Raw genomic sequence first — 24,800 nt, 5'->3', positions numbered from 1 at the left:
CTCCACCACGACGAGCCGACGAGCCCTCCTCGCGGCCGCCGGCGCGCTCGCGGCCGTGGCCGGCTGTAGCGGCAGCGAGCGCGGCGGCGACCGCGGGACGCCGACCCGGGCGGGCCGCCGTCGGCCGTTCGACCCGGACGACGTCCCGCCACACCGGCGCCTGCGCGCCCCGACCGACGAACCGTTGCTGTGGGAGCCGGCGCCGACGGCCGACGGCGACGACCGTCGACGCCGCCGACCGACGTTCGTCGCGAGCCGGGGGACCGCCGACCGGATCGCGTTCGCCGACGTCGACGGCGCCGCGGCCGCGCGGCGGCTCCTCGCGGAGACGGACTTCGACACCGAGACCGTGTACGTCCAGCGACGCCCCGTCCGGGCCTGCTACGAGCTGCAGTTGTGCCGCGTGTCGTGGACGGCGACGAGCGTCGACACCCAGTTCGGCCGCGTGCTCCGGGCCGCCGACGTCGCCTGCGACGCGGACGCCCGGGAGGCGACGGCGTGGCTCGTCCGCATTCCCGCGGCGCTCGACGCCGACCGGATCACCAGCTACGGCTCCGGCGTCGGCGGCGGCTCGTGTGCCGACCGCGGCCCGCCGCCGGAGCGGGAGAACCCCTCACCGCCGACGCCGTCCCGGCGACCGACGCCACGGCCACCCCGACGGAGGACGATGGCTGAACACACGCGCCGCCGCCTCCTCGCGGCCACGGGGGCCGCCGCGGTCGGGTCGCTCGCGGGGTGTTCGATGCTCCCCTCGGGGGCGAGCCGCACGTCTCCGGCGAGGCGCTCGCGGCGGTCGTCGCGGATCCGGCGCCGCCGTCGGTCCCCGCGTCGCTCCCGGTTCCCTTGGGGACCGCCCACCTCGACGCGAGTGCGGCGACGGTTCGCGAACGGCTCGACGGGGTGCCGGCGTCGTTCGACGCCGCGGCGGTCCCCAACGGCGTGGTCCGCGAGCAGCGACACGGTCGCGCGAGCGAGTGACGGCGGCGCTCGGGCGGGCGGCCGAGGCACCGACGCCGTGGGAACGCGCGTCGCACCTCCGGCGGGCCCGGTCGCAGGTCGGCCACCTCGCGGGCGGGTGGGCCGCGGTCGACGACGGGCGGTCCGTGGCGGCGGTTCGCCGGGACGCCGAGTCGGTGCGCGAGGCCCTCGCGGCGTTCCGGCGGGCGTGGGCGTACGTCGGCGCCGACCCCGTCGACGCGGTCGTGGTCCACGACGCCATCGCGGGGCTGGTCCGCGGCTGTCTCGCCGACCTGAACCGCGTGCTGTCGACCACGCCGGACGACGGAACCGCGGCGCTGACCGTCGCGGCGGCCGACGAGCGCCGCTCGGGCGCCCGCGCGGCCGTCCGCGACGCCGAGCACCTGTTCGACCGACTGCGCCGCCGGGAGGGCGTGCGCGACCGCCGCGCGGCGATCGCGACCGCGGCCACCGCGCTCGCCGACCGGGTCCGCGCGCGTCGTCGGGCGGTCGGAGGCGACGGGGGTCGCCGACGCCCGACCGGTCGGGCCCGGCGACCCCCGCGGCGCGTGCGCTGCGCGACCTCCGACGGGACGCGCGTTGGGAGAGCCGGATCGCGGCGCACCGCGACCGGGGGCGTTCCCGGTCGCCGTCGTCGAGGCGCACGAGCGACTCGCGCTCGCGGGCGCCGTCGAGACGCTCCGGGCGCGGGTCGACGCCGGCGAGGCGGTCCACCCGACATCGGTCGACGACGTGCGCACGATCCGTCGTCGTGCGGTCGCGGCGGTCGGGACGGCGTTGTCGGACGGGAGTCACCCGGCGCTCGACCGACTCCGCCTCCACGACCTCGTCGGGGCGATCGAACACTACGACGACGACCTCGCCCGGTACGACGCCGACCGGCGGGTGTCGCTGTCCGGACTGGACCGGGAACTCGCGGAGTACGTCGCGATCGAAGCGCTCGCGCGGAACGTCGACCGCGCGAGCGCCGCGGTCGCGGCGGCCCTGACCGGCGACGGGGTCTGACCGCCGACACGTCCCGCCCCCTGTCGGGTTCGGACTGGGCCGCGGGATCGGTTCGGTGCGGCGTTTCGGTCGTTCGTCGACGGCCCCGTCGGCGGGTCGCCCGTCCCGCCCCCGGACGGGGGCGTCGCACGCCCCCGCGGCGGCCGACGGGGGCGGCGCCGGTGGGTTATTCACCGTCCCCGGCCGTCGGGCCACCGTGTCCCGAACAGTCGTGGTCGTCGGCGTCGGTCCCGGACTGGGCGAGGCGGTCGCCGAACGGTTCGCCGGGGCGGGGTGTGACCTCGCCCTGCTGGCCCGCTCCGAGGAGTACCTGCGCGGTCTCGCGGCGGACCTCTCCGGGGGCGCGGGCGACGTCCGGGCGGTGCCGACGGACGTGACCGACCCGGAGGCGGTCGCGGCGGGGTTCGACACGGTCCGGCGCCGGCTCGGGTCGGTCGACGTCCTGGTCGACTGTCTGTACAGCACCGAGACGGGCGACGGCGGGATCCGGGAGGAGGGGGCCGACGCGCTCCACGGCGCGTGGGACGTCGAGGTCGCCGGCGTCGCCCGGTGTGTGCGGGCGGCGCTGCCGGACCTGCTCGACGGGGGGACCGTGATCCTCACGAACTCGGCGCTGTCGAAACGCGCCGCCGGCGACGCGACGAGCCGGAGCGTCGCGCGGTTCGGCCTGCGCGGCCTCGCCCAGTCGCTCGCGCGGGACCTCGGGCCCGACGGGGTCCACGTCTCCCACGTCGTCGTCGACGGCTGGATCGACAAGCCCGCGCTGCGCGAGCACGCGCCCGACCGCCCGGACGAGGCGTGGATCGACCCCGCGTCGATCGCGGACACGTACTGGGGACTGGTGACGCAGGACCGGTCCGCGTGGACGTTCGAACTCGACGTGCGCACCCACACCGACGACCTCGGCGTGTAGCCCCGCGCCGGCGACCGGTGCCGGACGGCGACGGTCCGCACCCGGACCGGATCCGGACCTCACCCCAGACTCGGCGAGAACGACTGGTCGCGTGCGACGACCGTCTCGGGCGTGAACCGGAGCAGGCCCCACCGCTCGGGGTCCAACTCGGCGAACCGGGCGTCCCAGGCGTCCCGGTCCGGGCCGAGGTACCGCTCGAGGAGCCGGGCGGCGCGGTCGGCGTCGTGGTCGACGACCGCGGCCCGCCCCCGCATCCCGACGTGTTCGACCCGGCCCGCGCGAACGTCGAAGTCGACGACCGCGACCGCGGTCTCGGGCGTCCGCGCCACCCGCTCGGGGTACGACTTCCCGACCGTGTCCGCCAGCACCCAGACGCGACCGTCCTCCCACAGGTACCACAGCGGCGACACGCGCGGGTCGCCGCCCTCGGCGACCGTCCCCACGAAACAGAACAACGGGCGATCGAGGAACGCGTCGAGGGCGACGGACAGCGAGTTCTCGATGACGTCCATACGCCCCCGTCGGCGCCCCGACGGGAGTAGCGTTCGGCCGACCGGAGCGCGTCCTCCGCGGTCGCCCGCTACCCTAAAGAGTCGTCGGCCCAAGGGCGTGATACCGACGAGATGTCGACAGCCGCCAGCGTTCGGATCGACCGCTCCGGGGACGCGCTCCGGATCGCCGACAGAGTCACCGGGCAGATGTACGCCCTCGGCGTGCCGACCTCGGCGAGTTCGACCGACCCCGTCGAGCGGACCGACGAGTTCCCCGCGCCGGTCGACCGGACGGTGACGCTGTCGACCGACCGGATCGACCTCCCGGAGCCGATGTTCTGCTGGCTCCACGACGCCGACGGGGAGTTGATCCACGCGATCGAGGAGGACCCCTTCCGGGGCGACCTGTCGGGCCCCGCGGGCGGGTTCCTCGAACTGAGCACGCTGGTGAAGACGTACCTCCGGTTCGAGGAGCCGTTCGCCGTCCGCGGCGGCGCCGACGGCTTCCACGTCGACCTCGGCGGGCGAGCGCAGGTGACGGTGGGGGCCCGCGCGTGGCACTGCTACCCCGAGGCCACCATCCGGATCGACGAGCGCCCGCGCGACCTCATGGCGGCGGTCTCGCGGTTCGGCTCCTCGCTGCGGACGACCTCGCCCGAGCGGGCGTACCCGACGCTGCGTGGCCACCCGCCGGCGGTGCGCGTCGGCGACGGGACGGCGTTCCCCGACGGCGTCACCGAACCCGACACCGACGTCGAACTCGTCGTCCCGCCGGACCCGGCGTCGATCTGTGCGGTCGCGCCGCTGGCGTACTACCTCCCGGCCACCCTGACGCCGGGCGACCGCTTCGCGGTCCGCTGTGGCGACGAGGAGTTCGTCCCGCCGGGGGCCGACGTCGCGAGCGCGGCGGCGGCGGTGTTGCGACACTGCTTCACGCTGGACTGTTTCGTCCGGTCGGCCGGCATCTACCCCACCGAAGTGGTGCAGCGCCGCCGGTTCGAGGAGACGGCCGCCGTCGACCTCGACTACGCGGCCCTGTACGAGGCGTCGCCGGCCGAGCGGACGGCCCGCTACCTGCGGGTCCCCTTCGAGGCGGTCGCGCCGCACGTCCCGCCGTGGCCGACGACGGTGGTGGTGCCGCCCACCGTCCGGGCCGCGGAGGCGCTCCCGGGGTTCGTCGTCCAACTGGCGACCGTCCGCGCGGCCGACCCGCCGCGTCACACCGGCGCGGCCGCGCGAACGCGGGTCGCCCGGGCGTTCGCCGGCGACGGGACCCCGACGCGGGCGACCGGCGTCGGGCGCGACCTCGCGGCGCCGGTCGTCGAGGTGCCGGCGTCGGACAGCCGCCGGACCGTCTGGGCCGGCGACGGGATCCCGCTGAACGCCGTCGCCTTCCGGCTCGCGGGCCGGCGGCACCGGTACGACCGCGCGACCGCGCCGCGGACCGAGACCACCGGCACGTCGGTCGCGGTCGTGTGCAACGACGCCTCGATGGCCGGCGAGTCCGAGGGCGTCCCCGAGCCGCTGGAGTCGCGCCCCGACCTCGAAGCCGACTACAGCCTCCATCGCCGGACAACCACGGCGCAGTTACGCCGGATCATCGAACGCGAGACCGACTACCTGCACTTCATCGGCCACGCCACCGCCGAGGGGCTGGAGTGTGTCGACGGCCGACTCGACGTCGCCGACGTGGATCACAGCGGCGTCCGGCTGTTCTGCCTGAACGCCTGTCGGTCGTTCCGGCAGGGGGGAACTGCTCGTCGAGCAGGGCAGCGTCGGCGGCATCGTGACCGTCGCCGACGTGGCCTCCCGGCTGGCCGGCGAGATCGGCCCCGACGTCGTCACCCTGCTGGACGGGGGGGATGCCGATCTGTGGCGTGACCGACTTCGTCCGGGCGTACACCGACGCCGGGCGACAGTACCTCACTCTGGGCGACCCGTACGCGAGCCTCTTCGAGTCGTCGCCGAAGGCGCCCGCCTTGGTCCACCTCGACTCGACCGACGAGGGGGCCGAGGCCGCGGTCGAGCCGGTCAGTTGCGCCGGTGCGAACCCGGTACAGCTCGGGGCGTATCTGGGAGACACTACCGGCCTCGTGGACGAACACTATCTCGTGCCGGCGCGAATGGGGCCGGTCGTGATCGACGAGGCGGACCTGCCGGCGTACCTCGCGGACCTGGAGTTCCCCGTCGTGTTCGACGGGGACCTGTTCGCGGACCCCGCCCGACTCGCGTCGCTGGTCGGGGCCGGCGAGCACCGATAACCCCGCGCCGACGCCGGGGTGGGGTCCCGCCGTCGCGGACCGACCCCCTCCCGTCGTCTCTCGGTTCCCGTCGACCCTCCGACGAGCGGCCGATCCGCCGTTCGATTCGGAATAACACAACCGTATGTATTTTCTAATAAAAAGGCTTATACAAGAACCGTACATATCGCCGTCCGCGGGCGAACGCGGCCGTCGTCGTCTTCGGCCCTCCACGCGGTTGGACGGCGGTCGACCCCCGCTGACACGCCCCTCGTGTGCCGAGCGGCCCCCCGGCCGGTCCGGTGCCGCCGCGGCCCATCGTCGGCCGCTACAGAACAGTCCGCACCGTGGCCACCAGTTCCTCCACCGACAGCGACGCGAAACACTCGTCGGCGAACCGGAGGCGCTGTCGCGGGCGACCGACGCCGTGTGCGACCTCGTCGGTCTCGACGACGCCGACCTCGCGCAGGTCGTTCTTCACGTTCGAGACGGTGCCCTGACTGGCGATGCCGGTCGTCTCGGCCCACTCGGTGATGTCCGCGACGAACGCCTCGTGGCGCGCCCCCACGACCACCGCGAGCGCGACCGGCTTGAGCGGCACCTCGCCGTCGCCGCGGTGGACCACCCCGGCGGCCGTCTCGAAGTCCTCGCGGACCGCGCTCCCGACGGTTCGCTCCGCCACCGACAGCATCGTCTCGTACGGCGGCAGGTCGACCGAGTACGGCACCGCGCCGGCCCACAGCGACCGGTACAGGTCCGTCAGTCGGGTCCGCGCGTCCGCCGCCTCGACGGGCGCGGCGACGGCCTCGCCGCCGCCCACCGGGATCACGGCGACGACGGCGGCGTCGGTACACACCAGCGTCGGCAGGGCGGGCTCGTCGCCGACGCGCGACCGGAGCGTCACCGCGTCGCCGGCGACGAGTTCGCTCGCCTTGCTCCCGACGACGAAGTCCCGTTCCAACTGTTTGAGCGAGTCGGAGCCACACAGGAGGTCGATCCCGGGGCCGTCAGCTCCCCCGTACCGCGCCTCGACGACCGCCTCGACCACGGCCGCGTCGTCCGTGAGCACCCGCACGGACGAGTCTGCGGCCGCCAGAAGCGTTCCGACGCAGTCGGCCATCGAACGGACTCCGGTCACGTCCACTGGGTGGCCTCGCGGCCGCCGCCGCGATAAACCCGGCGGAACGGCGGACTCCGAGCCCCGTGGCCCACGGCCTCGGCGTCGCTCCCCGGCTCTCGTCGCGGCCGTCCGCGTCCCCCACCACGCTCTTGTGTCGGCCGCCGGTACCGCCGGCCATGCGACAGCCCTCCTGTTCGCGCCGCGAACTGCTCCGGGGTGGGGCGGCGGCGGCGACGGCCGGCCTGGCGGGGCTGGCCGGCTGTTCGGCGGTCGAATCGGTGGTCGACGGCGACCCGGACGTCCCGGAGTACGCCACGTGGTTACCGGCGCCGGCCCGCGTCTACGAGGACGACACCGACGACGACGATCTGTTCTACATCGCCCATGCGCGGCGCTTCGACCTGTTGGCGCCGTACCTCGACGCCCACGGCGAGGCGTACGCCCGGCAGTGGCTGTACCAGGACGGGAAGGCCCACCCGGTGGTGGACGTCGACCCCGCGGACGCGGGACTGGAGGTCCGGCCGGACGACGGGCTATCGATGTTGGAGACGAACATGCCGGACGAGGCGGTGATCGAAGCGTTTCGGACGCCAGAGTCGGGGGAACCGCTCGCCGACCCGTTCGAGCGCCTCGGCGAGTACGAGGGGTACCGACTGCTGACCGCGCCCGATTCGGACTGGGTGGTGGGCATCCGGGACGGCGTGGTGATCGAGGCGTGGGCCACCTCGCCCATCGACTCGCTGGGCGACAAACGTGCGACGGTCGAGGCGATCATCGACACGAAACACGGCGACGGAGACAGGTACACCGACGTCGACGAGACGCTCGCGGAGGTCACGCGACTGCTGGACGGCGAGATGACTGTCTCGGCCGTGCCGACGATCCCCGAGTCCAGACGGCGCGCCGAGGGAAACCCGGTGTCGCTGGTCACCGCCCGCACGAACGCCGAGACCGGCAATCTCACCGAAGCGCTCGCGTTCGAGGACGTCGAGACCGCACGCGAGTTCGCCACCGACCCGGCCGCCGAGCGGGAACTTCCGACGAACCCGACGGTCTCCCGAGAGGGTCGATTCGTCACGATCACCGGGACGGACCACCTGGAGTGAGCGGCCGGCCTGCGACGAGTCCCGGCGCCGGAGTCGGGACAGTCGCCGTCGGCGACGAGTCCCGAATCGGTCCCTCCCGGTCGACCGCGCCCGGACGTCGCGACTACAGCGCGATGAGCGCGGCCACGCCCAGCGCGGCGACGCCCAACACCACCGAGACGGCGGTCGCGCCGGCACCCCGACGGACGGCTCCCCTGCGGTCGGTGTCGGCGACGGAGACGCCGCGGCCGGAGATCTGCACGCCGATCCGATCGACCGACAGCGACTCGTCCCCGGGGCCGACGGTTCCCCGGACGACGACCGTCTCGCCGGGGTCGACGCGCGCCTCGTAGTACCGGCGCGGGCCGTCGGGCCGGACCGACCGCGAGAGGTCGCGCCGCTCGACGGGGTCGGAAACCGGGTCCGGGACGGCCTCCTCCGCGAGTCGGAGGCTGGCCCCGCGGGCGTCGACGACGACGCTGCCGGTCCCGTCGTCGAGGCGGAAGCGGACGCCCTCGGACCCCCGACCGAGTTGGTGGAACGACCGTTCGATCCGGCCGTCGAAGCCGCGAACCGTCTCGACGCCGGTCACGCGCTAGGCGTACGCGAGGCAGTCGGTCCCGGTCAGCGGGGCCCGCGTCGTCGCGTCCAGCCGCTCGGCGCGCCCCGACACGGTGACCGCGCCCGACGCCGCGCTCAGGTCCCCGATCGCGACCGGCCGCGACCGCCACAGCCCGACGGTACGGTACCCCTCGCGGAGGCCGGCCGCGAGCAGAAACAGTCCGATCCCGCCGGCGATCGCCACCGGCACGAGGGGTGCGTCGCCAAGTACCATACCGCCGGTGTGGAAGGGCCGTGTGGTAAGTGTGCCCCCGGCGGCCCGCCCCGACCGGCCGACCGTCCCCGCTCCGACGGCACGCCCGCGTCGCGGCGACGGCGCCGTCGACCCCGGGGTGACCGCCAGACAGGGTGTGAACCCCGACGAAATCGACTTAATCCGGCTCAGAGGCGTGCCCCCCTTTTCGGGCTCCCGCCCGCAGCGTCGGATGCGATGAACGCCACTCAACTGCTCGCGGCCGGACTGGTCGTCCTGCTCGGTGCCGGCGGCGTCGCCGCCGCCGGCACGGGGGCGGTCGTTCCCGGACAGGCAGACGTAACCGGATCGAGTGCGACAGACGCCGCGACCGCGTCCGACGTGGACGCGTCCGCGACGTACGACAACGGCACCGTGACGGTGACAGTGAGCGACGGCGGCGAACCCCTCGAGAACGTGACCGTCTACGTCGACGGTGAGCGCGTCGGCACGACCGATGCCAACGGCACCGTCTCGTACGACCTGAGCGACGAGGAGGCCGACGACCTCGACGAACTCGAAGTCGAGTTCGAGGGCCACGGCGTCGAGGGTGGAATCGAGTACGAGCGCGCGGACGGGTCGCTGACGCTCGTCGAAGAGGAGTACGAGTACGAGGTCGACGAGGACGAGGAGGACGCGGACGAAGAGGCTGACGACGAGGAAGCGGAATCGGAAGACGAGGAAGACGAGGCTGACGACGAGGAAGCGGAATCGGAAGACGAGGAGGACGACGAGGACGAGGAGGACGCGGACGAAGAGGCTGACGACGACGAAGCGGAGGACGACGACGAGTCGTAAGCCGAGTACGTGATGGTTAGCGGGCCGACTGGGTCCCACCCAGTTTCAACACTCGTCGAGAAGGGGACAGTTCCGGTCTCGACGTCGGTCGTCGCTACCAGTCTCTCACCCCCGTCGCCAGCGCCGCCGTCTCACGGACGGCGGTGATCGGGTCGGGATTTTCGTCGGCGACCGTCAACACGCACCGGTCGCGCGTCGACACCCGCTACGAGGTCCCAGTCAGCGACCGCAGCGACTCCGGGGTGTTCACGTTCGTCGTCGACCGCGCGAGCGGGACCGCCGACGGCGCGTCGCTCGGAGTGACGACGTGGGTGTCGAGTCGCTCGAGCAGTCCGCGAAGCCGGTCGTCGCTGGGTCTGTCCTCGACGTCGGCTGCCAGCGCCGCACGGTCGTAGGCGGCGTGCAGCGGGTGGACCGAGCCGTCGACTCGCGGGACGACGGCGTCGACGTCGCGGGCGGCCAGCTCCCGAGCCAGCCACGCCACGGCCTCGGGCGCCACCAGCGGCATGTCGCAGCCACAGCACACGAGCACGTCCGCAGCGACGGCGGGGGTGAGTGCCCCCGCGATGCCCGCGAGCGGTCCGTCACACCACGACGCGTCGGTCGTGTAGCGCACCGGGCCGTCGACGACCGGGTCGACGACCGCTCGCTTCTCCTCGGTGCCGACCGCGACGACCGGCTGCCGATCGGCGGCCGCGCTGACGGCCGCAACGACGCGGGCGACCAGCGGGTCGCCGTCGAACGTCGCGGTCGCCTTCCAGCGAGCGCCGAAGCGGCGGCTCTCGCCGCCCGCGAGGACGATGGGCGCGACCGAGGGCCGCTCGCCCGTGGGCGCCCGTCCGGATGCGCGCTCGGTCATTCGAAGCCGGGGTCGTCAAGCGCGAGCGTCTCGAGGCGGTCGATGTCCTCGCCGGGATCGACTGTCAGACACTCCAGCTCGGTGACGCCCTTCGCGAGGCGTGCGCCGTCGACGCCGGGCGCGAGAAAGCGGGTGCGATACTGTGACGTCTCCGAGAGGAGTGTGCCGTCGCGGGTGTCGGCGAGGACGCCATCGAGCGCGGCGACGGCGGGGATACACGCCCGGTACCCGTCCCGAGCGTGGACGCGGACGTGGGTCGTCTCCGGCGGGGCGTCGGCGGCCGCGAGGAGATCCTCGACCGGCGCGCCGGTCCACTCGGCGGTGGTTCGCTCCCCGGAGGCACACTCCACCGTGCACCGAAGTGTCCGTCGTGGGAACTCTCGGAGGTCGCCGGTGGTGAACGACTGCTCGATCCGGCCGCTGACGAGGACCGGGTCGGGGGCGTCTCCGTCGGGTCGGTCGCGTGAGGCTGGTCGGCTCATGGCTTCTGCGTGTGGAGGATCCACGCGTCCGGCGTGGCTCGTTCGACGTCGACGTCGAAGGCGTCGGTCGGTTCGTCGGCGAGGTCCGCGAGGAACTCGACGACGGGTCGGGGGTCGCGGTCGCTCACGAGGTGGAACGGCTCGCCGGCGTTGAGGTCGGTGAACCGCTCGCGGACCAGCCGATGTCGTTCGCGCCCGGGGGCGTCGCGGAGGTCGACCCCGCCCTCCGGCACGTCGACGGTCCACGGATCGGCGGCCGCCTCGTCGACCGCGGCGGCGAGCGCGGCCATCGGCTCCGGCGGGTCACCCGGGTCGGGCGTCCGCTGCAGGGACGGCGTGAACGGCAGCTCCGCGAGTACGGGCACGTTCAGGTCGTCGACGCCGTCCTCGGGGAACAGGTCGTGGCGGTCGCCACAGGAGGGGCACTCGCGCTCGGCCATGTTGATGACCGCCCCCAGGACGGGCACTCCCTCGTCGCGGAACAGCTCGACGCTGCGGTTCGTGTCGACGACGCTGGCGTGGAACGGCGTCGTGACGACGACGACGCCGTCGACCGGCACCTCGTCGAGTGTCGTCAACACCACGTCGCCCGTCCCCGGCGGCAGATCGATGACGAGCGTGTCGTCGGCGGTCCACGCCGTCTCCGTGTACAGCTGTGCAACCGTCTCGTGGACCATCGACCCGCGCCACGCCAACGGCGTTTCCGACCGGAGCAGGCCGACGCTCATCAGTTCGATCTCCCCGTCCGTTCCCGGCACGGCGACGGGGCGTGGGGCGCCGGCGTCGGTCGAGCGAACGGGCCCATCGGCGTCGAGGAGTCTCGGCGCGTTCGGACCGTGGACGTCGGCGTCGAACAGCCCGACGTCCGCCTCGGCGGCCAGCGCTGCGGCGAGGCCGGCGGAGACGGTCGACTTCCCGACGCCGCCCTTGGCGCTGGCGACCGCGATCACGCGGTCGAACTGGTCGACGGTCGTCGCGTCCGCGCTCGCTGTGAGCCCCGTTCGGAGCGTCACCGACTCGACGCCGTCGACGTCGCGGACCGCCGTTCGTATCGCGGCGGCGACGCGGTCCTCCGCCGGAGGGTCCAGCTCCGACAGTCCCGTCTCGACGTTGACGCTCCCTCCGTCGACGTCGACCCCGCCGACGAGGCCCGAGGCGACGACGTCGGTGTCCGCCTGCGGGTCGTCGACCGACCGCAACGCGGCCGCGACGCGGCGCCGGGTCGCGTCGGCGCTCGTCCCGCGAGAGCCCGATGAGTCGGCAGTCGGCATACCGGAGTACACGGCCGCGCGGTCGGAATAACAGGGATCACGCTCCCGACGGTTGGAAGCCCACGCGAACACGTTCGCGGTCGCCGTATCACCCCCTCGCCGCGTGGCGACGCGGGAGCGACCGTCGGTGCCGCGAATCCGGGCGGCGACTCACCAGGGGTCGCCTCCTGCAGCGGCCGCGTCGGCGTCGCTGTCGTCGGCTTCCATCAACACACCGCCGTAGGGTCGGACGTCGTAGTCGTACGCCTCGGTGACGGCCTCCACGAGGTCCTCGCGCTCGGCGACGGTTCCGGTGTCGAAGCCGTACGCTTCGACGGCGTCCGCGAGGCGGTCCGCCTCGATCCGGTCCTCGGTGTAGGCGGCGGCGACACCGTCGCGGATGCGGTCGGCGTTGCGCCGGCACCGGGTGGCTTCCTCGAACAGGTCGTCGACCTCGTCGGTTGGCTCGACCCCGTCGAGCGGGACGGCCTCCAGCGCCTCGACCGCCCGCTCGTCGTAGTCGTCGGCGACGGCGAGCAGTTCCTGCACCTGTTCGGCGGGCGAGAGCGCGTCCCAGGCGTCGCGGGCCTCGGCGGCGACCACCTCGGAGACCACCTCGGTCCACGTCGTCGACCGCTCCGGGTCCTCGAACGCCTGCGCGACGAACGCCCCGACGTGGTCCTCCGGCACCGAGACGCCGACGGAGCGGTCCGGGGGTGCGCCGGTGTCGCCGTCGCTCATCGCCGGTCACCCCCGTCACGGTCGGTCCGTCGGGTGGCGGTGCTGGGCGGCGAAGCAGTGCCCCGACCGATCGGTCCCGAACCACCGCGTCCACCCGAGGGAGGGCCTCGGCCGACGGCCGACCGCGGGGCACCGCTCGCGGGGCTCTCGGCGGGCGTGTCCGGCCCGCCGCCGGGCGCCGGCGGGTCGCCGAGGTCGATCTCGTCGGGGTCCTCTCCACGGGCAGTCGCGAGTGCCCGCTTCGCTGCTCGCTGGACGTCGTCGCTTCTGTCGCCCAGTCCTTGCGTCTCCAGTGCCTCGACCGCGCGATCGCTCCCGATCTCGCCGAGGCTGCTCGCGGCGTTCGCGCGGACGAACGCCTCGCCGTCGCGGGCGAGGACAGCCGCCAGCACCCGCACCGTCGTCTCGGCGTCGCCGGGACGCTCGCCGAGCCACTCGGCGGCGTACTCGCGCACCGGCGGGTGCCGGTCGCGTTTCAGACGCTCGCGCAGGCGGTCGGGGGCGACCGCGTCGAGTTTCGCCAGCGCGATGAGCGCGTTGCGACGAACCGGTCCGGCGTCGTCCGCCAACCGCTCACGGAGGCGGTCGGCGGCGTCGCCGCCGGCGGCCCGCGAGTACGCGACGACCGCCTCCGCCCGCACCCAGGGTCGTCGTCGGCGAGGGCCGGCGCGACCCGGTCGGGCGCAGCGCCGGCGACGCCGAGCGCCTCGGCCGCGAACTGTCGGACGTCCGGGTCGGGGTCGCTCGTGACTCGCTCGGCCAGCGCCGACAGCGTCGCCTCCGTGACCCCGCCCCCGTCGGCGGCGGACCCGGACCCGTCGTCGCTCGCCCGGTCGACGACGCCGAGCGCCGCGTCGCGTCGCGTCCGGACGTCGTCGGCGCGGAGTCGGTCACGGAGGGCGGCCTCGTCGACGTCCGGAGCGCGACCCCGAGCGCTCGCGTTCCCGAAGTCGTCGCTCACCGGCCCTCACCTCCGAGGCTGCGGTAGGCGACCAGCCAGGACACGACGACGACGGCCACGACGGTGCCCAGGGAGTCCCAGAACACCGACGGGAGGCCACCGGAGCCGCCTCCGGAGCCGCCGGATCCGCCGGTGGCGTCACCGCCGCCGGAACTCGATCCCGACCCGGAGTCGGGCCCGGACCCGGACTCGGGCGAAGAAAGCTCGCCCGTTTCGGTGTCGAGCGCGAGGTAGCGGTAGCTGAGCGACTTCTGGCCGTTCGCCTCGTCGGCGCTCCCGTTCCAGACGGCGACGGTCACGTACAACTGCTGTGACTCGTCGAGCGCGGCGTCGTAGGTGCCGTTGGTCGTCCGCTCGCGGACGAACGTCACCTGCCAGCCGTCCGCTGTGCGGGTGCCGTGCGCCTCGACGTTCTGCGTGGGCGCGTGGCTCAGGGAGCCGTACCCTTTCGCGTAGTAGTTCTGGCCGAAGCGCTCGTACTCGCTCTTCGAGAGGGGGTTGCCCGCCGCGAGGCCGGGCTTGGTCGTCTCGTTGGGATGGGGATACGAGTACATGTCGCCCGTCCAATCGCCGGTGCCGGTGTGGTTGCCGAACTGCCAACTGGCCCGCCAGTACCAGATGTTGACGGGCGTGCCCATCGCCCCCATCGTGATGGGCGGCTGTTCGCCGCCGTGGAGCATCAGCGCGACCGCGTCGCTGTAGGCGGTCGGCGCGGAGATGTTCGCGTCCCGCGTCGGATCGTTCCACGAGAGCCGGAAGGCGACGTGTGTCTCGTTGGTCATCGCCTGCACCTCCATGCCGGAGACGCTCCCGCCGCCGTACGGCTGTGCCATCTGCTGGGCCGACAGCTCCAGCGACCGCGCGGGGACGTCCCCCCACGCCGCCGCGGTCGGCTCGGTCGCCACCTCGTCGCGAACGGCCATCGGTTGGGTCCCCCGCACCAGCGCCGACCCGATCGCCGTCTGGACGACCAGCAGGAGAACGACCACGCAGACGGTGATCGCGGTCGCTCGAGTCGCTGCACTTCGGTCCATCACGGATCACCTCCGTCGGCTGAGGCGGCGGCGTCCGTCGTGTCGCCGGGCTCCGCGTCCGTGTCGTCCGACGCGGCCGCTCCCGCCCGTTCCGGGGCGGGCCGGTCGACGTCGGCGTGACGGGCGTGGTCGCGAGTGACGAGCGCCTTCGCCAGCATCGCGGCGCTGGCGTACACGTCGTGCTCGGTCGCCGCCGTGAGGGCCGTCGCGAGCGACGGCACGAAGTCGACGAGGTGGTCGGCCAGCAGCATCGCCTCGATGCGCGCGAGTTCGGCGTCGTTCTCCTCGTCGCCCGACTCGGCGGCGACCGCTCGCCACCCGGCGAGCACCTGCAGCAGTTCCAACTCGACGGCGACGTGGTCGTGTCGCTCGTCGAAGTCGTCGTCGAACTCGAACCCCAGCGCCTCGACGGCGCCGGCGACCTTGGCGATCCGGCGCTGCTGTTGGCCGATGTCCTCGCGGACGGTGTAGTTCGCCTCGTACGGGACGACTGGATACTCGCCGTCGTCGCCGGGGAGACCGAACAGGTCCATGTGTGTCGCGCGGAGCGTCTCGCCGTCGGCCGCCGCCAGCGCCTCCCGGAGGGCATCCACCTCCGGGGCGAGGCCGAGCGTCTCGCCGGCGGCGGCCAGCCCGGCGTCCGTCTCGGGCGCGGTCAGTTCCGCGACGACCGACTCCTCGGGGAACTGGAAGACGGCCGCCAACGCCGCGTAGACGGCCGCGCGGGCGCCGTGTCGCTCGTGCGCCGGCGGGTCGCTCCCGCCGGCCGTGGCGGTACCTCCGTCGGGGGTCGTGGCCTGGTCGGTCGCTGTGGTGTCGTGCATGCCCGTCACCTCAGGGTTGGTTGGTCCACTGTTCGCCCTCGCGCACCTCCAGTTCCTCCTGGAAGGGGATGTCGACGACCTTCTTCCCGTCGGGGTCCCACCCCTTCACCCGGCTCTCGGTGACCCGGTACGTCTCGATGAGGCGGGTCGTCGCCCCGAACAGTTGGAGGATCCCGAGGACGTGGTGGCTCGGTTCGCGGGCTCGCTGTTGGACGATCTTCACGGACTCCTCGTAGGTGCTGCCGGGCCAGTCGTTGCGCTTCTGCTCGGTGTTCGGCGTGAACATCTGCGTGAGGAACTCCGGCGGAACGTGGTACGGCGGCATGTAGAACACCTGCGGGCGGGTGCCGAACTGCGGGTACAGCGGCAGCGCCACCTTCTCGTCGGACTTGACGAGGTAGTTGATGGGACTGCGCCCGGACGCGGCTGACTTCTTGCCGCCCGCGGGACCGGCGTCGGGACCGCGGTTGATGTTGCCGTGCAGGCGGGTCTTCCCGATGCACGAGGAGACACACCGGGGGACGTTGCCGTCCTCGATGCGGGGGAAACAGCCGACCGGCTTCTCGGAGACCCCCGTCTCGGGGTTGTACATCGGCTTGTGGTACGGACACGCCTTCACGCACTTGCGGTACCCCCGACACCGCTCCTGGTCGAGGAGGACGATGCCGTCCTCTTGGCGCTTGTAGATGGCCTGGCGCGGGCAGGCGGCGAGGCAGGCGGGGTTCTTGCAGTGGTTACAGAGTCGCGGCAGGTAGAACTGCCACATGTCGTGGTACTGGTCGTTCTCCAGGTCGGACTCGACCACCTCGCCCGTGGGGTACTCCCCGTGGGCCTGGTCGTCGCCGAGCGCGGGGTACTCCCACTCCTCCTCACGGGCGACGTAGCCGCGGACGCGTTCGCCGTCGGCGGCGGCCTCGAAGACGGTCTCCTCGGAGCCGATGTCGTCGAGGAGACGCATGTCCCACCCCATCGGGTAGCCGCCGTACGGCTCCGTCTCGACGTTCATCCACCACATGAACTCCTCGCCTTCACCGCTGGTCCACGTGGACTTGCAGGCGAAGGTGCAGGTGTTGCAGTTGATACACCGGTTCGTGTTGATCACCATCCCCCAGTGCCAGTCACGTTCCTCCTCGCGGTGCTCGTAGGGGTAGCTGTGCTCGCGTCCGAGTTGTGGGTTGTACGTCTGTGGCATCAGGACTCACCCCCCTCTCCCTGTCCCTGCAGGGAGCCGTCGATGTACGACTCGACCAGGTCGTCGCGGCGGGCGTCGCCCGGCCACCAGTCGGCTTCCTCGTACTTCTCGACGGTGACGAGGTCGTCGCGGTTCGTCCCCGTCGGCGCCCATACGGTCTCCTCGTACCCCGCCTCCAGCGTGGCGCCGTGCCACGCGAGGTCCTCCTCGACCTCCTCGGAGATGTTGGGGTCGCCGAACACCCCCTTGTGGACCAGGTCGTCGGTCTCCTGTGCGGGGTCGAGCCAGATGTTGGTCGTGACGTTGTACCCCTTGATGCTGTCCTCGTTCTCCTCGTCGTCGGGGAAGTGCTGGGGCCACCAGCCGTGCCAGATGGTGAGTTGGCCCATGTCGCCCGCCGAGCGCGGTCGCTGGCGCTCGCTCACCATCGCCCGCACGACTAGGTCGCCCCGCTTGCCGGTGATGCGGACGTAGTCGCCGTTCTCGACGTCGATGTCGGCGGCGTCCTCGGGGTGGATCTCGACGAACGCCTCGCCGAGCGGCGGCGCGTCGTTCGTCTCCCCCTCGCCGGTCGGGAACGAGAAGTCGTCGACCAGGCGGTCGGTGCCGTCGGGGTCGGCGCTGGTCGACCCGAAGTCGCGGGCCGACCACACGAGGTTCCAGTCGGTCATCCCCCACGAGGAGTGGGTGCGGTACTTCGGGTGTGGGGTGTTGTAGTAGAACTGGTACTCCTCGTCGTGGTAGAGGGGGTTCTCCTCGTCTTTCGCCTCCTCCCAGCGTTTGTTGCGGCCGTACGGCGTGCCCTCGGGGCTCTCGATGTGGTCGAGGTCGTCGCGACCGAGTTCGAGGAAGCGGTCGCCCTCCTTGTGGAACTCCATGCGCCCGGTCCGCGTGTAGAACGGGCGGTCCTCGTGGATCTGCGAGTAGAAGGGGATCCGCGGATACGTCTTCAGCTGCAGGCGGACTGGGCCGTCCTCCAGGTCCTCGACGTCGATGTCGCGGGTGGTCATCCCGGCATCGAGCGCCTGCTGGATGTAGTTCTTCACGTCGCCGTCGTCGTCGAGGAACTCCGCGAAGTACTCGCGGTAGGAGTCGACGTTTCGTTCCTCCGGCGGGATCTTCTCGTCGAGTTTCTCGGCGACGAGCGCGCAGATCTCCCCGTCCTGTTTGGTGTCGTAGATGGGGTCCATCACCCCGCTGTCCATCTGCAGGAAGGGGTTCTCCGGGCCGACGGTGATGTCGGGGTAGTCGCACTCCAGCCACGACGGCACCGGCAACACGATGTCGGCGTGCCGGGCGGAGTACGTCATGTGCATGTCCGAGACGATGAACAGTTCGTTGCCGGTGTCGGGGTGTTTGACGAAGTTCTCGACGACGTGCTCCTGGTGTTTCGTCTGGTTCAGGAGGTTGCAGTTCATCGTCCACAGCACCGCCGGCCGCGACATCGTGTAGGAGTCGGCGTCCTCGGGCATCACCGGTTCGTCGGCGTCGCCCTGCGGCACGAGGTCGAGTTCGCGGTCGAAGTCGCCGCGGACGTCGTGGGGGTCGAGCGTCTCCCCGCCGAAGAACGCGAACGCGTACCCCGGGTACATCCCGTGGGCGGCGTTGCCGTCGGGGTTGACGTACGCCGGGTAGCCGTCGAGCAGTTCGATCTTGTACTGCCCGGAGTAGTTGTAGTAGCCGGCGCCGCGCTTGCCGATGTTGCCCAGCATCGACTGGACGAAGAAGACGGTGCGCTGGAGGGCGTCGTTGGAGTGGAACCAGTGGTTTATCCCTTCGCCGGTGAACCACTGCCCCTTCTCGGCGGCGGCGAACTCCCGAGCCGTCTTCCGAAGCGCGTCCGCCGGGATCGTGGTGATGTCCTCGACGGTCTCGGGGTCGTAGCTGTCCATGATGTTGTCGCGCTGTCGCGCGAAGTCCGAGCGGACCGCGACCGTCGAGCCGTCCGCGAGCGTCACCTCGCGGTCGACGTCGATGCGGGCCTCGTCGGGCGTCTCGGTGCCCACCTCCTCGCGGGTGACCGCGCGCAACTGCCCGTCGCCGTCGACGACGACGAAGTCGCCCCAGTCGTCGCCGCCGCCGTGGTGGGCGAGTCCCGCCTCGCCCTCGGTGCCCCCCCTCGGGCGGCTCGTGGTCGTCGAACACCTCGTGGGCGCGGAGGTACTTCCCGGTGTCCTCGCGGACGAGCAACGGCAGGCTGGTGAACTGCCGCATGAAGTCGGGGTCGTACAGCCCTCCTCGATGATGACGTACGCCATGCCCAGCGCGAACGCCGCGTCGCTCCCGGGGCGAACCGGGAGCCAGCGGTCGCACTTCTGGACCGTCGGCGAGTAGTCGGGGTAGACGCCGACCATCTGCCCGCCGCGCTCGCGGGTCTCCTGGAGCCAGTGGTTGTCCGCGAGCTTGTTGTGAATGAGGTTCTTCCCCTGCATGATGGTGTAGTCGGCATCACGCCAGGCGGAGGCGTCCGAGTCAGACGTCTGATACCCCGTCGTGATGACGTGGCCCGGCGGCAGGTCGGCGTACCAGTCGTACTCGGTCCACTCACACCCGCCGAAGATCGAGGCGAGACGGCGACCGGCGCCGTGGCGGGTGATCAGGCCGTCGGCCTTGATGGCGTTGAACACGTGGAAGCGCTTCTCGTCGTCCAGGTTCGCCATCTTCTCGGCGATGAGGTCGATGGCTTCCTCCCAGGAGACGCGCTCGAACTCGTCCTCGCCGCGACCCTCCGGGCTGGGGTCCTCGGGGTCCCACCCCTTGCGGACCATCGGGTACTTGATCCGGCTGGGCTCGAAGGTGCGCCGGTGGAGGGTCAGCCCCTTCATGCATCCGCGTGGGTTCCAGTGGCGGCTGACGTTCGCCTCCTCGTAGCCGCCGGGCGACCCCGGGCCGGGACTCCCCTCCTCCTCGTGGTAGATCTGTTCGGCGCGGATCGGCACGCCGTTTTTCATGTAGAAGTTCAGCGCACACGACTGCGTGCAGTTGGGGTGACAGACCGTCCAGTCGACCTCGTCGTACGCGTAGATGTCGTGGTACACCTGCTCCCAGTCGCGGTTCGGGTACGACTTGAGCGGGTTCTCGACCGCCGTGACGGGGTCGACCGTCTGTGTCGCCCCCCAGGTACTGCTGGCGAGGCCCGCGACGGTCCCCGCGCCGGCGGCCTTGATGAAGTCGCGTCGCGAGACGGTCACGGGACACCACCCCCACCACACGGGTCGCGCGAACGCAATGGTCGCGACTGCATACCCGACCGGAACGGCTGAATCCGGTTCAACGGATCAGGGATTCTCAGCGGGCAGGACGCCCGTCGAATATATTCACACGCGGATAAAAACGAGTCGCGCCGCTCGCCCGCCGGGCGTGTCGACGGCTCTCAGAACTCGTCGATCACCGGGATGCCCTCGGTCTCGAAGTGCGTCATCGCCTCGAGTTTGTCGTTCACGTCGTCCAGCGTCACCGTCTCGCTGACGACGGCGCTGGGGTCGAGTTTGCCGCGCGACACCATCCGGAAGATCTCGTCGTACCGCGTCGGCGGCAGGCCCAGCGAGCCGACGAACTCGATCTCTTTCATCGTCATCACGTCCGTCGGGAGTTCGACCATGCCGCGCTCCTCGGCGGTGGTGAGGCCGATCTGGACGTGGGTGCCGCGCGTCCCGAGGCTGAGCACGGAGTTGCGGCACGTCTCGGCGATGCCGAGCGCGTCGACGGAGACGTGACAGCCGCCGCCCGCGAGCGCCTGCACCGCCGCGGGCACGTCGTCGGCGTCGGCGGCGTTGACCGTCTCGGCGGCGCCCAACTGCTCGGCCCGCTCCAGTTTCGCGTCGTCGAGGTCGACCGCGACCACGTTCGCGCCGAGCGCGTCGGCGATGTGCACCGCCGACAGCCCGACCCCGCCGACGCCGTGGACGGCGACCCAGTCGCCGGCCGCGACGGGGGCGCGGTGGGCCAGCCCGTGGAACGCCGTCATGAACCGGCAGCCGAGGCCGGCCATGTCGACGGAGCTGACGCCGTCGGGGAGGTGGACGAGGTTGTGGTCGGCCGCGGGTACGTGCACCTGCTCGGCGAACGCGCCGGGGACCGGCTCGACGAACCCCAGCGGCATCGGGTTCTCGCAGGTGTTCCCGTGGCCGGTGCGACACTGCATGCACGTCCCGTCCCCGAGGTTGAACGGGATCGCGACGTGGTCCCCCTCAGCGAAGTTCGTCACGTCGTCGCCGACGGCCAGCACGTGCCCCGCCGGCTCGTGGCCGAGGATCTGTCCCGGCTGTGGCTGGATCCCCAGCCAGTCCCAGTCGCCCTGCCAGCCGTGCCAGTCCGAGCGACAGATGCCGCACGCCTCCACTCCGACGACGACGCCCTTCGGGTCGGGCGTGAGGTCGTCGACCTCGGTGATGTCGAGCGGTTCGCCGTGTGCACGCAGGACTGCTGCTCGCATGACACTTGTCGGTTGTCAACGTATGACATAACAGTTCCTCCGGCTCCAGCCCCGCCGGGACGGTCCGGGCGGCGGCGGCTCGGCTAACCCGAGTTAAGCCGCTTAATCCGGCTCAGCGGCGTCGGCCACTCTTTACCCGCCCGCCCGCAGCGTCGGCTGGAATGAACGCACCCCGACTGCTCGCGGCCGGGCTGGTCGTCCTGCTAGGTGCCGGCGGCGTCGTCGCCGCCGGAACGGGACCGGCCGTGCCCGGACACGCCGACGCGACCGTGTCGACAGCCGCGGACGCCGCGGCCGCGTCCGACGTGGACGCCTCCGCGACGTACGACGACGACACCGTGACGGTGGCGCTCGCCGCCGACGGCGAGCCGCTGGAGAACGTGACCGTCTCCGTCGACGGCGAGCGCGTCGGGACGACCGACGCCGGCGGCACCGTCTCGGTCGAACGCGGCGACTGGGAGACCGCGGACGTCGACGAGATCGAGATCGAGTTCGAGGGCCACGGCGTCGAGGGCGAACTCGAGTACGAGCACGAGGACGGGTCCCTCGTGCTCGTCGAGGAGACGTACGAGTACGACCACGACGCGGACGACGGGGACGAAGACGAGGAGGAACGGGAAGCGGACGACGACGAGGACGACGAGGGTGACGAAGCCGAGGAGGAACGGGAAGCGGACGACGACGAGGACGACGAGGGTGACGAAGCCGAGGAGGGATCGGACGACTGATGCCGCCCGCTCGACCCTCGGCGAGTCGACGGACTCCTCGCTTTCGGACGATTCGACGCTGGCGGGCCGACGTTCTCCGGTTTGATAATTTATACCGGAGAATTATGTATCGCTGGCTGCGAGAGATGACAATGACCGTACCGGTTCCGTGGGGGACACGATGAGCGACGGGGGCCCCGCCACCGTGCTGTTGGTGGACGACGAGGAGCCGCTGGTCCGCCTGTACGAGAACTACCTCGAGGAGCGCTACCGTGTCGTGACGGCGACGAGCGGCGAGGCGGCGCTCTCGGTCGCCGACGAAAGCGTCGACGTCGCCCTCCTCGACCGGCGGATGCCGGGGATGCACGGACGGGAGGTACTCCGGGGCCTCCGGGAGGCCGACGTCGACTGTCGGGTGGCGATGCTCACCGCCGTCGAGCCCACCGCGGCCATCGTCGACATGCCGTTCGACGACTACTGTATCAAACCGGTCGACCAGGCCGAGCTGGAAGCCCTCGTGGAGCTGCTGCTCGAACGCGCGACGTACGACGAACAGAGCCAGCGGTTCTTCGCGTTGGCCTCGAAGAAGGCGACCTTGGAGGTCGCCGGCGAACGATCCACCCCCGAGTACGAGGAGCTGTGTGCGGAACTGGCGGAGGTCCGCCGCGAGATCGACGCGACGCTCGACGCGGTCGGCGCCGAGGCGGCGTTCACCGACCTCGCCTGACCGCGCGCCGACGCTCCCTCCCGCCGGTCGGAGCGTCCGCCCCGACCGTTACACAGAAAGAGTTGATACGACTCGTGTCGTTCTGGTCACATGGACGAGTCACCCGAGTTCTTCCTCCCCGAGTCTGCCGACGGCGAGCGCGTCGTGGCCGCGGCCCGCACCGGCCTCGGTGACGACCTCCGGAGCGTCGTGGCGTTCACGCCCGGGTCGTTCGAGGTGTTGTACACGCGCGCGGACCTGTACGACCCCGAGGTCGACGTCGACGCGGTCAAGCGACCGCTCGTCGAGTTGGAGCGCGTCGGCTTCGCCGAGGCGCCCGTCCGCACCTCGCTGTCGGTCGGCGAGCCGAGCACCGACATCGGCCCGTACGGCTTCACCGTGCGGTTCCACGACCACGGCTTCGTCGTGCGCGTGATCGAGGGCGACCGCGGCGTGTTGCTCACGACCGACACGATGGACTCGCGGGCGTTCCGGGAGGCGGCGACGGCGATCCGCACGGTGCTCCGCCCGGAGTGAGTCCAGACCGTCGGCGCCGGACGACGCGACACGCGGCGGGCATCGTCACCCGCCCGTCGCCGAGGCGACCCTCCGCGCGGCCGTATCGGTCCGTGTCCACGGCCGTCCCGGCCGATACGCCGCACCGACGACCGGGCTCCGCCCGTGTGAGGGTGCCGTCCCGCCCGTCACTCGTGGCCGTCACCCGCGTTCGAGCGCACCGAGGCGGTCGCGGGCGACCGCGTGGCGCGAGGGCGCGAGCACCAGCCGGCCGGCGCCCGCGGAGACCCGCTCCAGCAGCCACCGGACGGTGCGCCGCGCCAGCGGACCGCCGTCCGCGAGCGCGACGGCGCAGTGCCACGCCCAGTCGCGCCCCTCCGCGAGCGTGAGGTACGCCGCGCGCTCGTCGAGACGCCCGCCGGCGGCGTCCATCTCCGCGATCCCGGGCGCGTAGCGCCGCGCGAGCAACGCCTGTTCCACGTCGACCAACTCCGCCAGCACCGCGTTCACGGCGTCGTGGTCGGCCCTGCGCGCCGGCTTCGGGTCGACGCCGACGTCGACGAGCGCGAGCGCGAGGTCGTGGACGACGTGGGCGTTGATGCCGAGCAGCGCGTCCTGCGTGACGAGCGTGTCGCCGGCGAGCGCCGCGTCGAACGCGAGCCGCCACGCCCGCGGCACCCGGTCGCGCTCGCCGCGCTCGTACGCCGCCAGCGCCGTCCGGTAGCGGTTCGCGAACGCCGTCAGGTACGCGCCGACCCACTCGGGGTCGGCGAAGCGCTCCCGGTCAACTCGCGACGGACCCGGCTCGTCACGGCGCCGTACACGGTGAGGAACACCGCCCGCCGGTCGCCCGCGGCGAACAGCCGGCGCTCGGCGCGCGCGAGCCGGTACTCGGCGTCGTGGGGGTCGGCGTACGGGTCGGCCAACAGGTCGGCGAGGTCGACGCGCCCCGACCCGGCCCGCGGCGCGTCGCGTCCGAAGGAGGCGGCGGCCGCCTGGAGCGTCCGGCGGGTGAGCGGACGCGACGCGGCGTGCATGGCGTCCGGGGGCGGTCGGAGCACATAAAGGATGTCGCCGGGGACGACCGGATCCGCCGCGGGTCGCTCCGGGGTGTGGGCGTCGTCGACCCGCCGGAGCCGGTCGCTCGACCCGGGCGACCGGTCCGAGGAACGACAAGAACTATGTGGGCCGTTCCGCTCGGGGGGAACGATGGTCGATCCGACAATACTCCAGAGCGACGGATCAGGCGGGGCGGCGGCCGTGGTGTTGGTGATCCAGTTGGCGATCCTCGTTGCGTTCGTCGCCGGCTTGGCGAAGGTGTTCGCCAAGGCGGGCGAACCGGCGTGGGGGGCGATCGTCCCGATCTACAACACGTACCTGATGATCAAGATCGGCGGGAACCCGTGGTGGTACCTGCTGTTGCTGCTGATCCCGCTGGTGAACCTGCTCGTGCTGGCGAAGATCTCCGTCGACATCGCCGCGGCGTTCGGGAAAGGGCTCGGCTACGGCCTCGGGCTCTGGCTCCTCCAGCCGGTGTTCTACCCCCTCCTCGGCTTCGGCGACGCGTCGTACCGCGGTCCCGGGGTGTAGTCCGGCGACGACCGGGGGCC

General features: G+C 72.2%; 27 protein-coding genes and 1 pseudogene. 12 read left to right on the top strand and 16 right to left on the bottom strand.

The genetic code is table 11. The annotated features are described in order from the left end of the window. Nucleotides 1-735: 735 nt before the first annotated feature. From P0R35_RS10065 to P0R35_RS10055, 4 genes and pseudogenes are all read left to right on the top strand, one after another. Nucleotides 736-978: a hypothetical protein gene (locus tag P0R35_RS10065; protein ID WP_284012355.1), complete on the top strand. Its 243-nt coding sequence runs from the start codon at nt 736-738 to the stop codon at nt 976-978. Further along, a pseudogene (locus P0R35_RS16845) lies at nt 975-1,322 on the top strand (hypothetical protein); the annotation flags it as partial. The gene P0R35_RS10065 and the pseudogene P0R35_RS16845, both read left to right, overlap by 4 nt. Nucleotides 1,323-1,557: 235 nt before the next feature. Next, nucleotides 1,558-1,983, top strand: a complete 426-nt coding sequence (locus P0R35_RS10060) for a hypothetical protein (RefSeq protein WP_284012354.1) — start codon at nt 1,558-1,560, stop codon at nt 1,981-1,983. Between the two features lie 196 nt (nt 1,984-2,179). Next, nucleotides 2,180-2,896, top strand: coding sequence for an SDR family oxidoreductase (locus P0R35_RS10055; protein ID WP_284012353.1), 717 nt, complete (start codon nt 2,180-2,182; stop codon nt 2,894-2,896). Between the two features lie 59 nt (nt 2,897-2,955). On the opposite strand, the gene P0R35_RS10050 is transcribed toward P0R35_RS10055, so the two are convergent. Then, a complete protein-coding gene (locus P0R35_RS10050) occupies nt 2,956-3,408 on the bottom strand; it encodes a pyridoxamine 5'-phosphate oxidase family protein (RefSeq protein ID WP_284012352.1) in 453 nt (150 codons plus the stop codon). Between the two features lie 111 nt (nt 3,409-3,519). On the opposite strand from P0R35_RS10050, the gene P0R35_RS10045 reads away from it, so the two are divergent. Together P0R35_RS10045 and P0R35_RS10040 are read left to right on the top strand one after the other, a co-directional pair. Next, nucleotides 3,520-5,268, top strand: coding sequence for a hypothetical protein (locus tag P0R35_RS10045; RefSeq protein WP_284012351.1), 1,749 nt, complete (start codon nt 3,520-3,522; stop codon nt 5,266-5,268). Continuing rightward, complete coding sequence (locus P0R35_RS10040; protein ID WP_284012350.1) at nt 5,250-5,648, top strand: hypothetical protein; 399 nt, start codon at nt 5,250-5,252, stop codon at nt 5,646-5,648. The genes P0R35_RS10045 and P0R35_RS10040 overlap by 19 nt, the downstream gene beginning before the upstream one ends. A 307-nt stretch (nt 5,649-5,955) precedes the next feature. Here P0R35_RS10040 and P0R35_RS10035 read toward each other — a convergent pair whose 3' ends face one another. Beyond that, entirely contained in the window at nt 5,956-6,696 is a 741-nt protein-coding gene (locus tag P0R35_RS10035) for a transcriptional regulator TbsP domain-containing protein (protein WP_284012349.1), read from the bottom strand. 227 nt (nt 6,697-6,923) lie between these two features. Between P0R35_RS10035 and P0R35_RS10030 the strand changes: the two genes are divergently transcribed. Further along, nucleotides 6,924-7,853, top strand: a complete 930-nt coding sequence (locus P0R35_RS10030) for a hypothetical protein (protein ID WP_284012348.1) — start codon at nt 6,924-6,926, stop codon at nt 7,851-7,853. 103 nt (nt 7,854-7,956) lie between these two features. Here the strand turns inward: P0R35_RS10030 and P0R35_RS10025 are convergent, their stop codons facing one another. Both P0R35_RS10025 and P0R35_RS10020 read right to left on the bottom strand, forming a co-directional pair. After that, on the bottom strand, nt 7,957-8,424 hold the full coding sequence (locus P0R35_RS10025) for a hypothetical protein (protein WP_284012347.1): 468 nt from the start codon (nt 8,422-8,424) through the stop codon (nt 7,957-7,959). A 3-nt stretch (nt 8,425-8,427) separates the two neighbouring features. Beyond that, on the bottom strand, nt 8,428-8,667 hold the full coding sequence (locus P0R35_RS10020; protein ID WP_284012346.1) for a hypothetical protein: 240 nt from the start codon (nt 8,665-8,667) through the stop codon (nt 8,428-8,430). A gap of 216 nt (nt 8,668-8,883) precedes the next feature. On the opposite strand from P0R35_RS10020, the gene P0R35_RS10015 reads away from it, so the two are divergent. Beyond that, nucleotides 8,884-9,483 carry a hypothetical protein gene (locus tag P0R35_RS10015; RefSeq protein WP_284012345.1) on the top strand — a complete coding sequence of 200 codons (600 nt, stop codon included), beginning with the start codon at nt 8,884-8,886 and terminating at the stop codon, nt 9,481-9,483. A 205-nt stretch (nt 9,484-9,688) separates the two neighbouring features. Here P0R35_RS10015 and mobA read toward each other — a convergent pair whose 3' ends face one another. The 10 genes from mobA to P0R35_RS09965 form a co-directional block, all read right to left on the bottom strand. Next, a complete protein-coding gene (gene mobA / locus P0R35_RS10010; RefSeq protein WP_284012344.1) occupies nt 9,689-10,342 on the bottom strand; it encodes a molybdenum cofactor guanylyltransferase in 654 nt (217 codons plus the stop codon). Further along, complete coding sequence (locus P0R35_RS10005; protein WP_284012343.1) at nt 10,339-10,824, bottom strand: molybdopterin-dependent oxidoreductase; 486 nt, start codon at nt 10,822-10,824, stop codon at nt 10,339-10,341. Before P0R35_RS10005 ends, mobA begins: the two co-directional genes overlap by 4 nt. Further along, nucleotides 10,821-12,095 (bottom strand): P-loop NTPase, encoded by a 1,275-nt coding sequence (locus P0R35_RS10000; protein ID WP_284012342.1) that lies wholly within the window; start codon nt 12,093-12,095, stop codon nt 10,821-10,823. The genes P0R35_RS10005 and P0R35_RS10000 overlap by 4 nt, the downstream gene beginning before the upstream one ends. A gap of 150 nt (nt 12,096-12,245) precedes the next feature. Next, nucleotides 12,246-12,815, bottom strand: a complete 570-nt coding sequence (locus P0R35_RS09995; RefSeq protein ID WP_284012341.1) for a hypothetical protein — start codon at nt 12,813-12,815, stop codon at nt 12,246-12,248. Further along, nucleotides 12,812-13,456, bottom strand: a complete 645-nt coding sequence (locus P0R35_RS09990) for a HEAT repeat domain-containing protein (protein WP_284012340.1) — start codon at nt 13,454-13,456, stop codon at nt 12,812-12,814. Before P0R35_RS09990 ends, P0R35_RS09995 begins: the two co-directional genes overlap by 4 nt. A gap of 316 nt (nt 13,457-13,772) precedes the next feature. Beyond that, nucleotides 13,773-14,810, bottom strand: a complete 1,038-nt coding sequence (locus tag P0R35_RS09985) for an ethylbenzene dehydrogenase-related protein (RefSeq protein ID WP_284012339.1) — start codon at nt 14,808-14,810, stop codon at nt 13,773-13,775. Then, complete coding sequence (locus P0R35_RS09980) at nt 14,810-15,634, bottom strand: TorD/DmsD family molecular chaperone (protein WP_284012338.1); 825 nt, start codon at nt 15,632-15,634, stop codon at nt 14,810-14,812. The genes P0R35_RS09985 and P0R35_RS09980 overlap by 1 nt, the downstream gene beginning before the upstream one ends. 10 nt (nt 15,635-15,644) lie before the next feature. Then, nucleotides 15,645-16,826, bottom strand: a complete 1,182-nt coding sequence (locus P0R35_RS09975) for a 4Fe-4S dicluster domain-containing protein (RefSeq protein WP_284012337.1) — start codon at nt 16,824-16,826, stop codon at nt 15,645-15,647. After that, the gene (locus tag P0R35_RS09970) at nt 16,826-20,017 is read right to left on the bottom strand and encodes a molybdopterin-dependent oxidoreductase (protein WP_284012336.1); all 3,192 of its coding nucleotides are present in this window, start codon (nt 20,015-20,017) and stop codon (nt 16,826-16,828) included. Before P0R35_RS09970 ends, P0R35_RS09975 begins: the two co-directional genes overlap by 1 nt. A 182-nt stretch (nt 20,018-20,199) precedes the next feature. After that, nucleotides 20,200-21,261: a zinc-dependent alcohol dehydrogenase family protein gene (locus P0R35_RS09965; RefSeq protein WP_284012335.1), complete on the bottom strand. Its 1,062-nt coding sequence runs from the start codon at nt 21,259-21,261 to the stop codon at nt 20,200-20,202. 161 nt (nt 21,262-21,422) lie between these two features. On the opposite strand from P0R35_RS09965, the gene P0R35_RS09960 reads away from it, so the two are divergent. From P0R35_RS09960 to P0R35_RS09950, 3 genes are all read left to right on the top strand, one after another. Next, a complete protein-coding gene (locus tag P0R35_RS09960; protein WP_284012334.1) occupies nt 21,423-21,989 on the top strand; it encodes a hypothetical protein in 567 nt (188 codons plus the stop codon). Between the two features lie 160 nt (nt 21,990-22,149). After that, nucleotides 22,150-22,695: a response regulator gene (locus tag P0R35_RS09955; RefSeq protein WP_284012333.1), complete on the top strand. Its 546-nt coding sequence runs from the start codon at nt 22,150-22,152 to the stop codon at nt 22,693-22,695. A 90-nt stretch (nt 22,696-22,785) separates the two neighbouring features. Further along, on the top strand, nt 22,786-23,211 hold the full coding sequence (locus P0R35_RS09950) for a DUF7522 family protein (RefSeq protein ID WP_284012332.1): 426 nt from the start codon (nt 22,786-22,788) through the stop codon (nt 23,209-23,211). A gap of 180 nt (nt 23,212-23,391) precedes the next feature. On the opposite strand, the gene P0R35_RS09945 is transcribed toward P0R35_RS09950, so the two are convergent. Further along, entirely contained in the window at nt 23,392-23,934 is a 543-nt protein-coding gene (locus P0R35_RS09945) for a DUF5995 family protein (RefSeq protein ID WP_284014599.1), read from the bottom strand. Beyond that, nucleotides 23,931-24,227, bottom strand: a complete 297-nt coding sequence (locus P0R35_RS09940) for a hypothetical protein (RefSeq protein WP_284014699.1) — start codon at nt 24,225-24,227, stop codon at nt 23,931-23,933. Before P0R35_RS09940 ends, P0R35_RS09945 begins: the two co-directional genes overlap by 4 nt. Before the next feature lie 172 nt (nt 24,228-24,399). On the opposite strand from P0R35_RS09940, the gene P0R35_RS09935 reads away from it, so the two are divergent. Further along, nucleotides 24,400-24,780, top strand: coding sequence for a DUF5684 domain-containing protein (locus tag P0R35_RS09935; RefSeq protein ID WP_284012331.1), 381 nt, complete (start codon nt 24,400-24,402; stop codon nt 24,778-24,780). Nucleotides 24,781-24,800 lie beyond the last annotated feature (20 nt).

This window comes from Halobaculum litoreum (assembly GCF_030127125.1).
In the GTDB taxonomy this organism is placed as follows: Archaea; Halobacteriota; Halobacteria; order Halobacteriales; family Haloferacaceae; genus Halobaculum; species Halobaculum litoreum.
This window is presented reverse-complemented; position numbering and strand designations above follow the sequence as displayed.

What these genes read in the sequence shown, in the direction of transcription:
- P0R35_RS10050 (WP_284012352.1), bottom strand. Translation starts at nt 3,408, where the DNA reads ATGGACGTCATCGAGAACTCGCTGTCCGTCGCCCTCGACGCGTTCCTC.
- P0R35_RS10045 (WP_284012351.1), top strand. Translation starts at nt 3,520, where the DNA reads ATGTCGACAGCCGCCAGCGTTCGGATCGACCGCTCCGGGGACGCGCTC.
- P0R35_RS10040 (WP_284012350.1), top strand. Translation starts at nt 5,250, where the DNA reads ATGCCGATCTGTGGCGTGACCGACTTCGTCCGGGCGTACACCGACGCC.
- P0R35_RS10030 (WP_284012348.1), top strand. Translation starts at nt 6,924, where the DNA reads ATGCGACAGCCCTCCTGTTCGCGCCGCGAACTGCTCCGGGGTGGGGCG.
- P0R35_RS10020 (WP_284012346.1), bottom strand. Translation starts at nt 8,667, where the DNA reads ATGGTACTTGGCGACGCACCCCTCGTGCCGGTGGCGATCGCCGGCGGG.
- P0R35_RS10015 (WP_284012345.1), top strand. Translation starts at nt 8,884, where the DNA reads ATGAACGCCACTCAACTGCTCGCGGCCGGACTGGTCGTCCTGCTCGGT.
- mobA (WP_284012344.1), bottom strand. Translation starts at nt 10,342, where the DNA reads ATGACCGAGCGCGCATCCGGACGGGCGCCCACGGGCGAGCGGCCCTCG.
- P0R35_RS10005 (WP_284012343.1), bottom strand. Translation starts at nt 10,824, where the DNA reads ATGAGCCGACCAGCCTCACGCGACCGACCCGACGGAGACGCCCCCGAC.
- P0R35_RS10000 (WP_284012342.1), bottom strand. Translation starts at nt 12,095, where the DNA reads ATGCCGACTGCCGACTCATCGGGCTCTCGCGGGACGAGCGCCGACGCG.
- P0R35_RS09995 (WP_284012341.1), bottom strand. Translation starts at nt 12,815, where the DNA reads ATGAGCGACGGCGACACCGGCGCACCCCCGGACCGCTCCGTCGGCGTC.
- P0R35_RS09985 (WP_284012339.1), bottom strand. Translation starts at nt 14,810, where the DNA reads ATGGACCGAAGTGCAGCGACTCGAGCGACCGCGATCACCGTCTGCGTG.
- P0R35_RS09980 (WP_284012338.1), bottom strand. Translation starts at nt 15,634, where the DNA reads ATGCACGACACCACAGCGACCGACCAGGCCACGACCCCCGACGGAGGT.
- P0R35_RS09975 (WP_284012337.1), bottom strand. Translation starts at nt 16,826, where the DNA reads ATGCCACAGACGTACAACCCACAACTCGGACGCGAGCACAGCTACCCC.
- P0R35_RS09965 (WP_284012335.1), bottom strand. Translation starts at nt 21,261, where the DNA reads ATGCGAGCAGCAGTCCTGCGTGCACACGGCGAACCGCTCGACATCACC.
- P0R35_RS09960 (WP_284012334.1), top strand. Translation starts at nt 21,423, where the DNA reads ATGAACGCACCCCGACTGCTCGCGGCCGGGCTGGTCGTCCTGCTAGGT.
- P0R35_RS09955 (WP_284012333.1), top strand. Translation starts at nt 22,150, where the DNA reads ATGAGCGACGGGGGCCCCGCCACCGTGCTGTTGGTGGACGACGAGGAG.
- P0R35_RS09950 (WP_284012332.1), top strand. Translation starts at nt 22,786, where the DNA reads ATGGACGAGTCACCCGAGTTCTTCCTCCCCGAGTCTGCCGACGGCGAG.
- P0R35_RS09940 (WP_284014699.1), bottom strand. Translation starts at nt 24,227, where the DNA reads ATGCACGCCGCGTCGCGTCCGCTCACCCGCCGGACGCTCCAGGCGGCC.
- P0R35_RS09935 (WP_284012331.1), top strand. Translation starts at nt 24,400, where the DNA reads ATGGTCGATCCGACAATACTCCAGAGCGACGGATCAGGCGGGGCGGCG.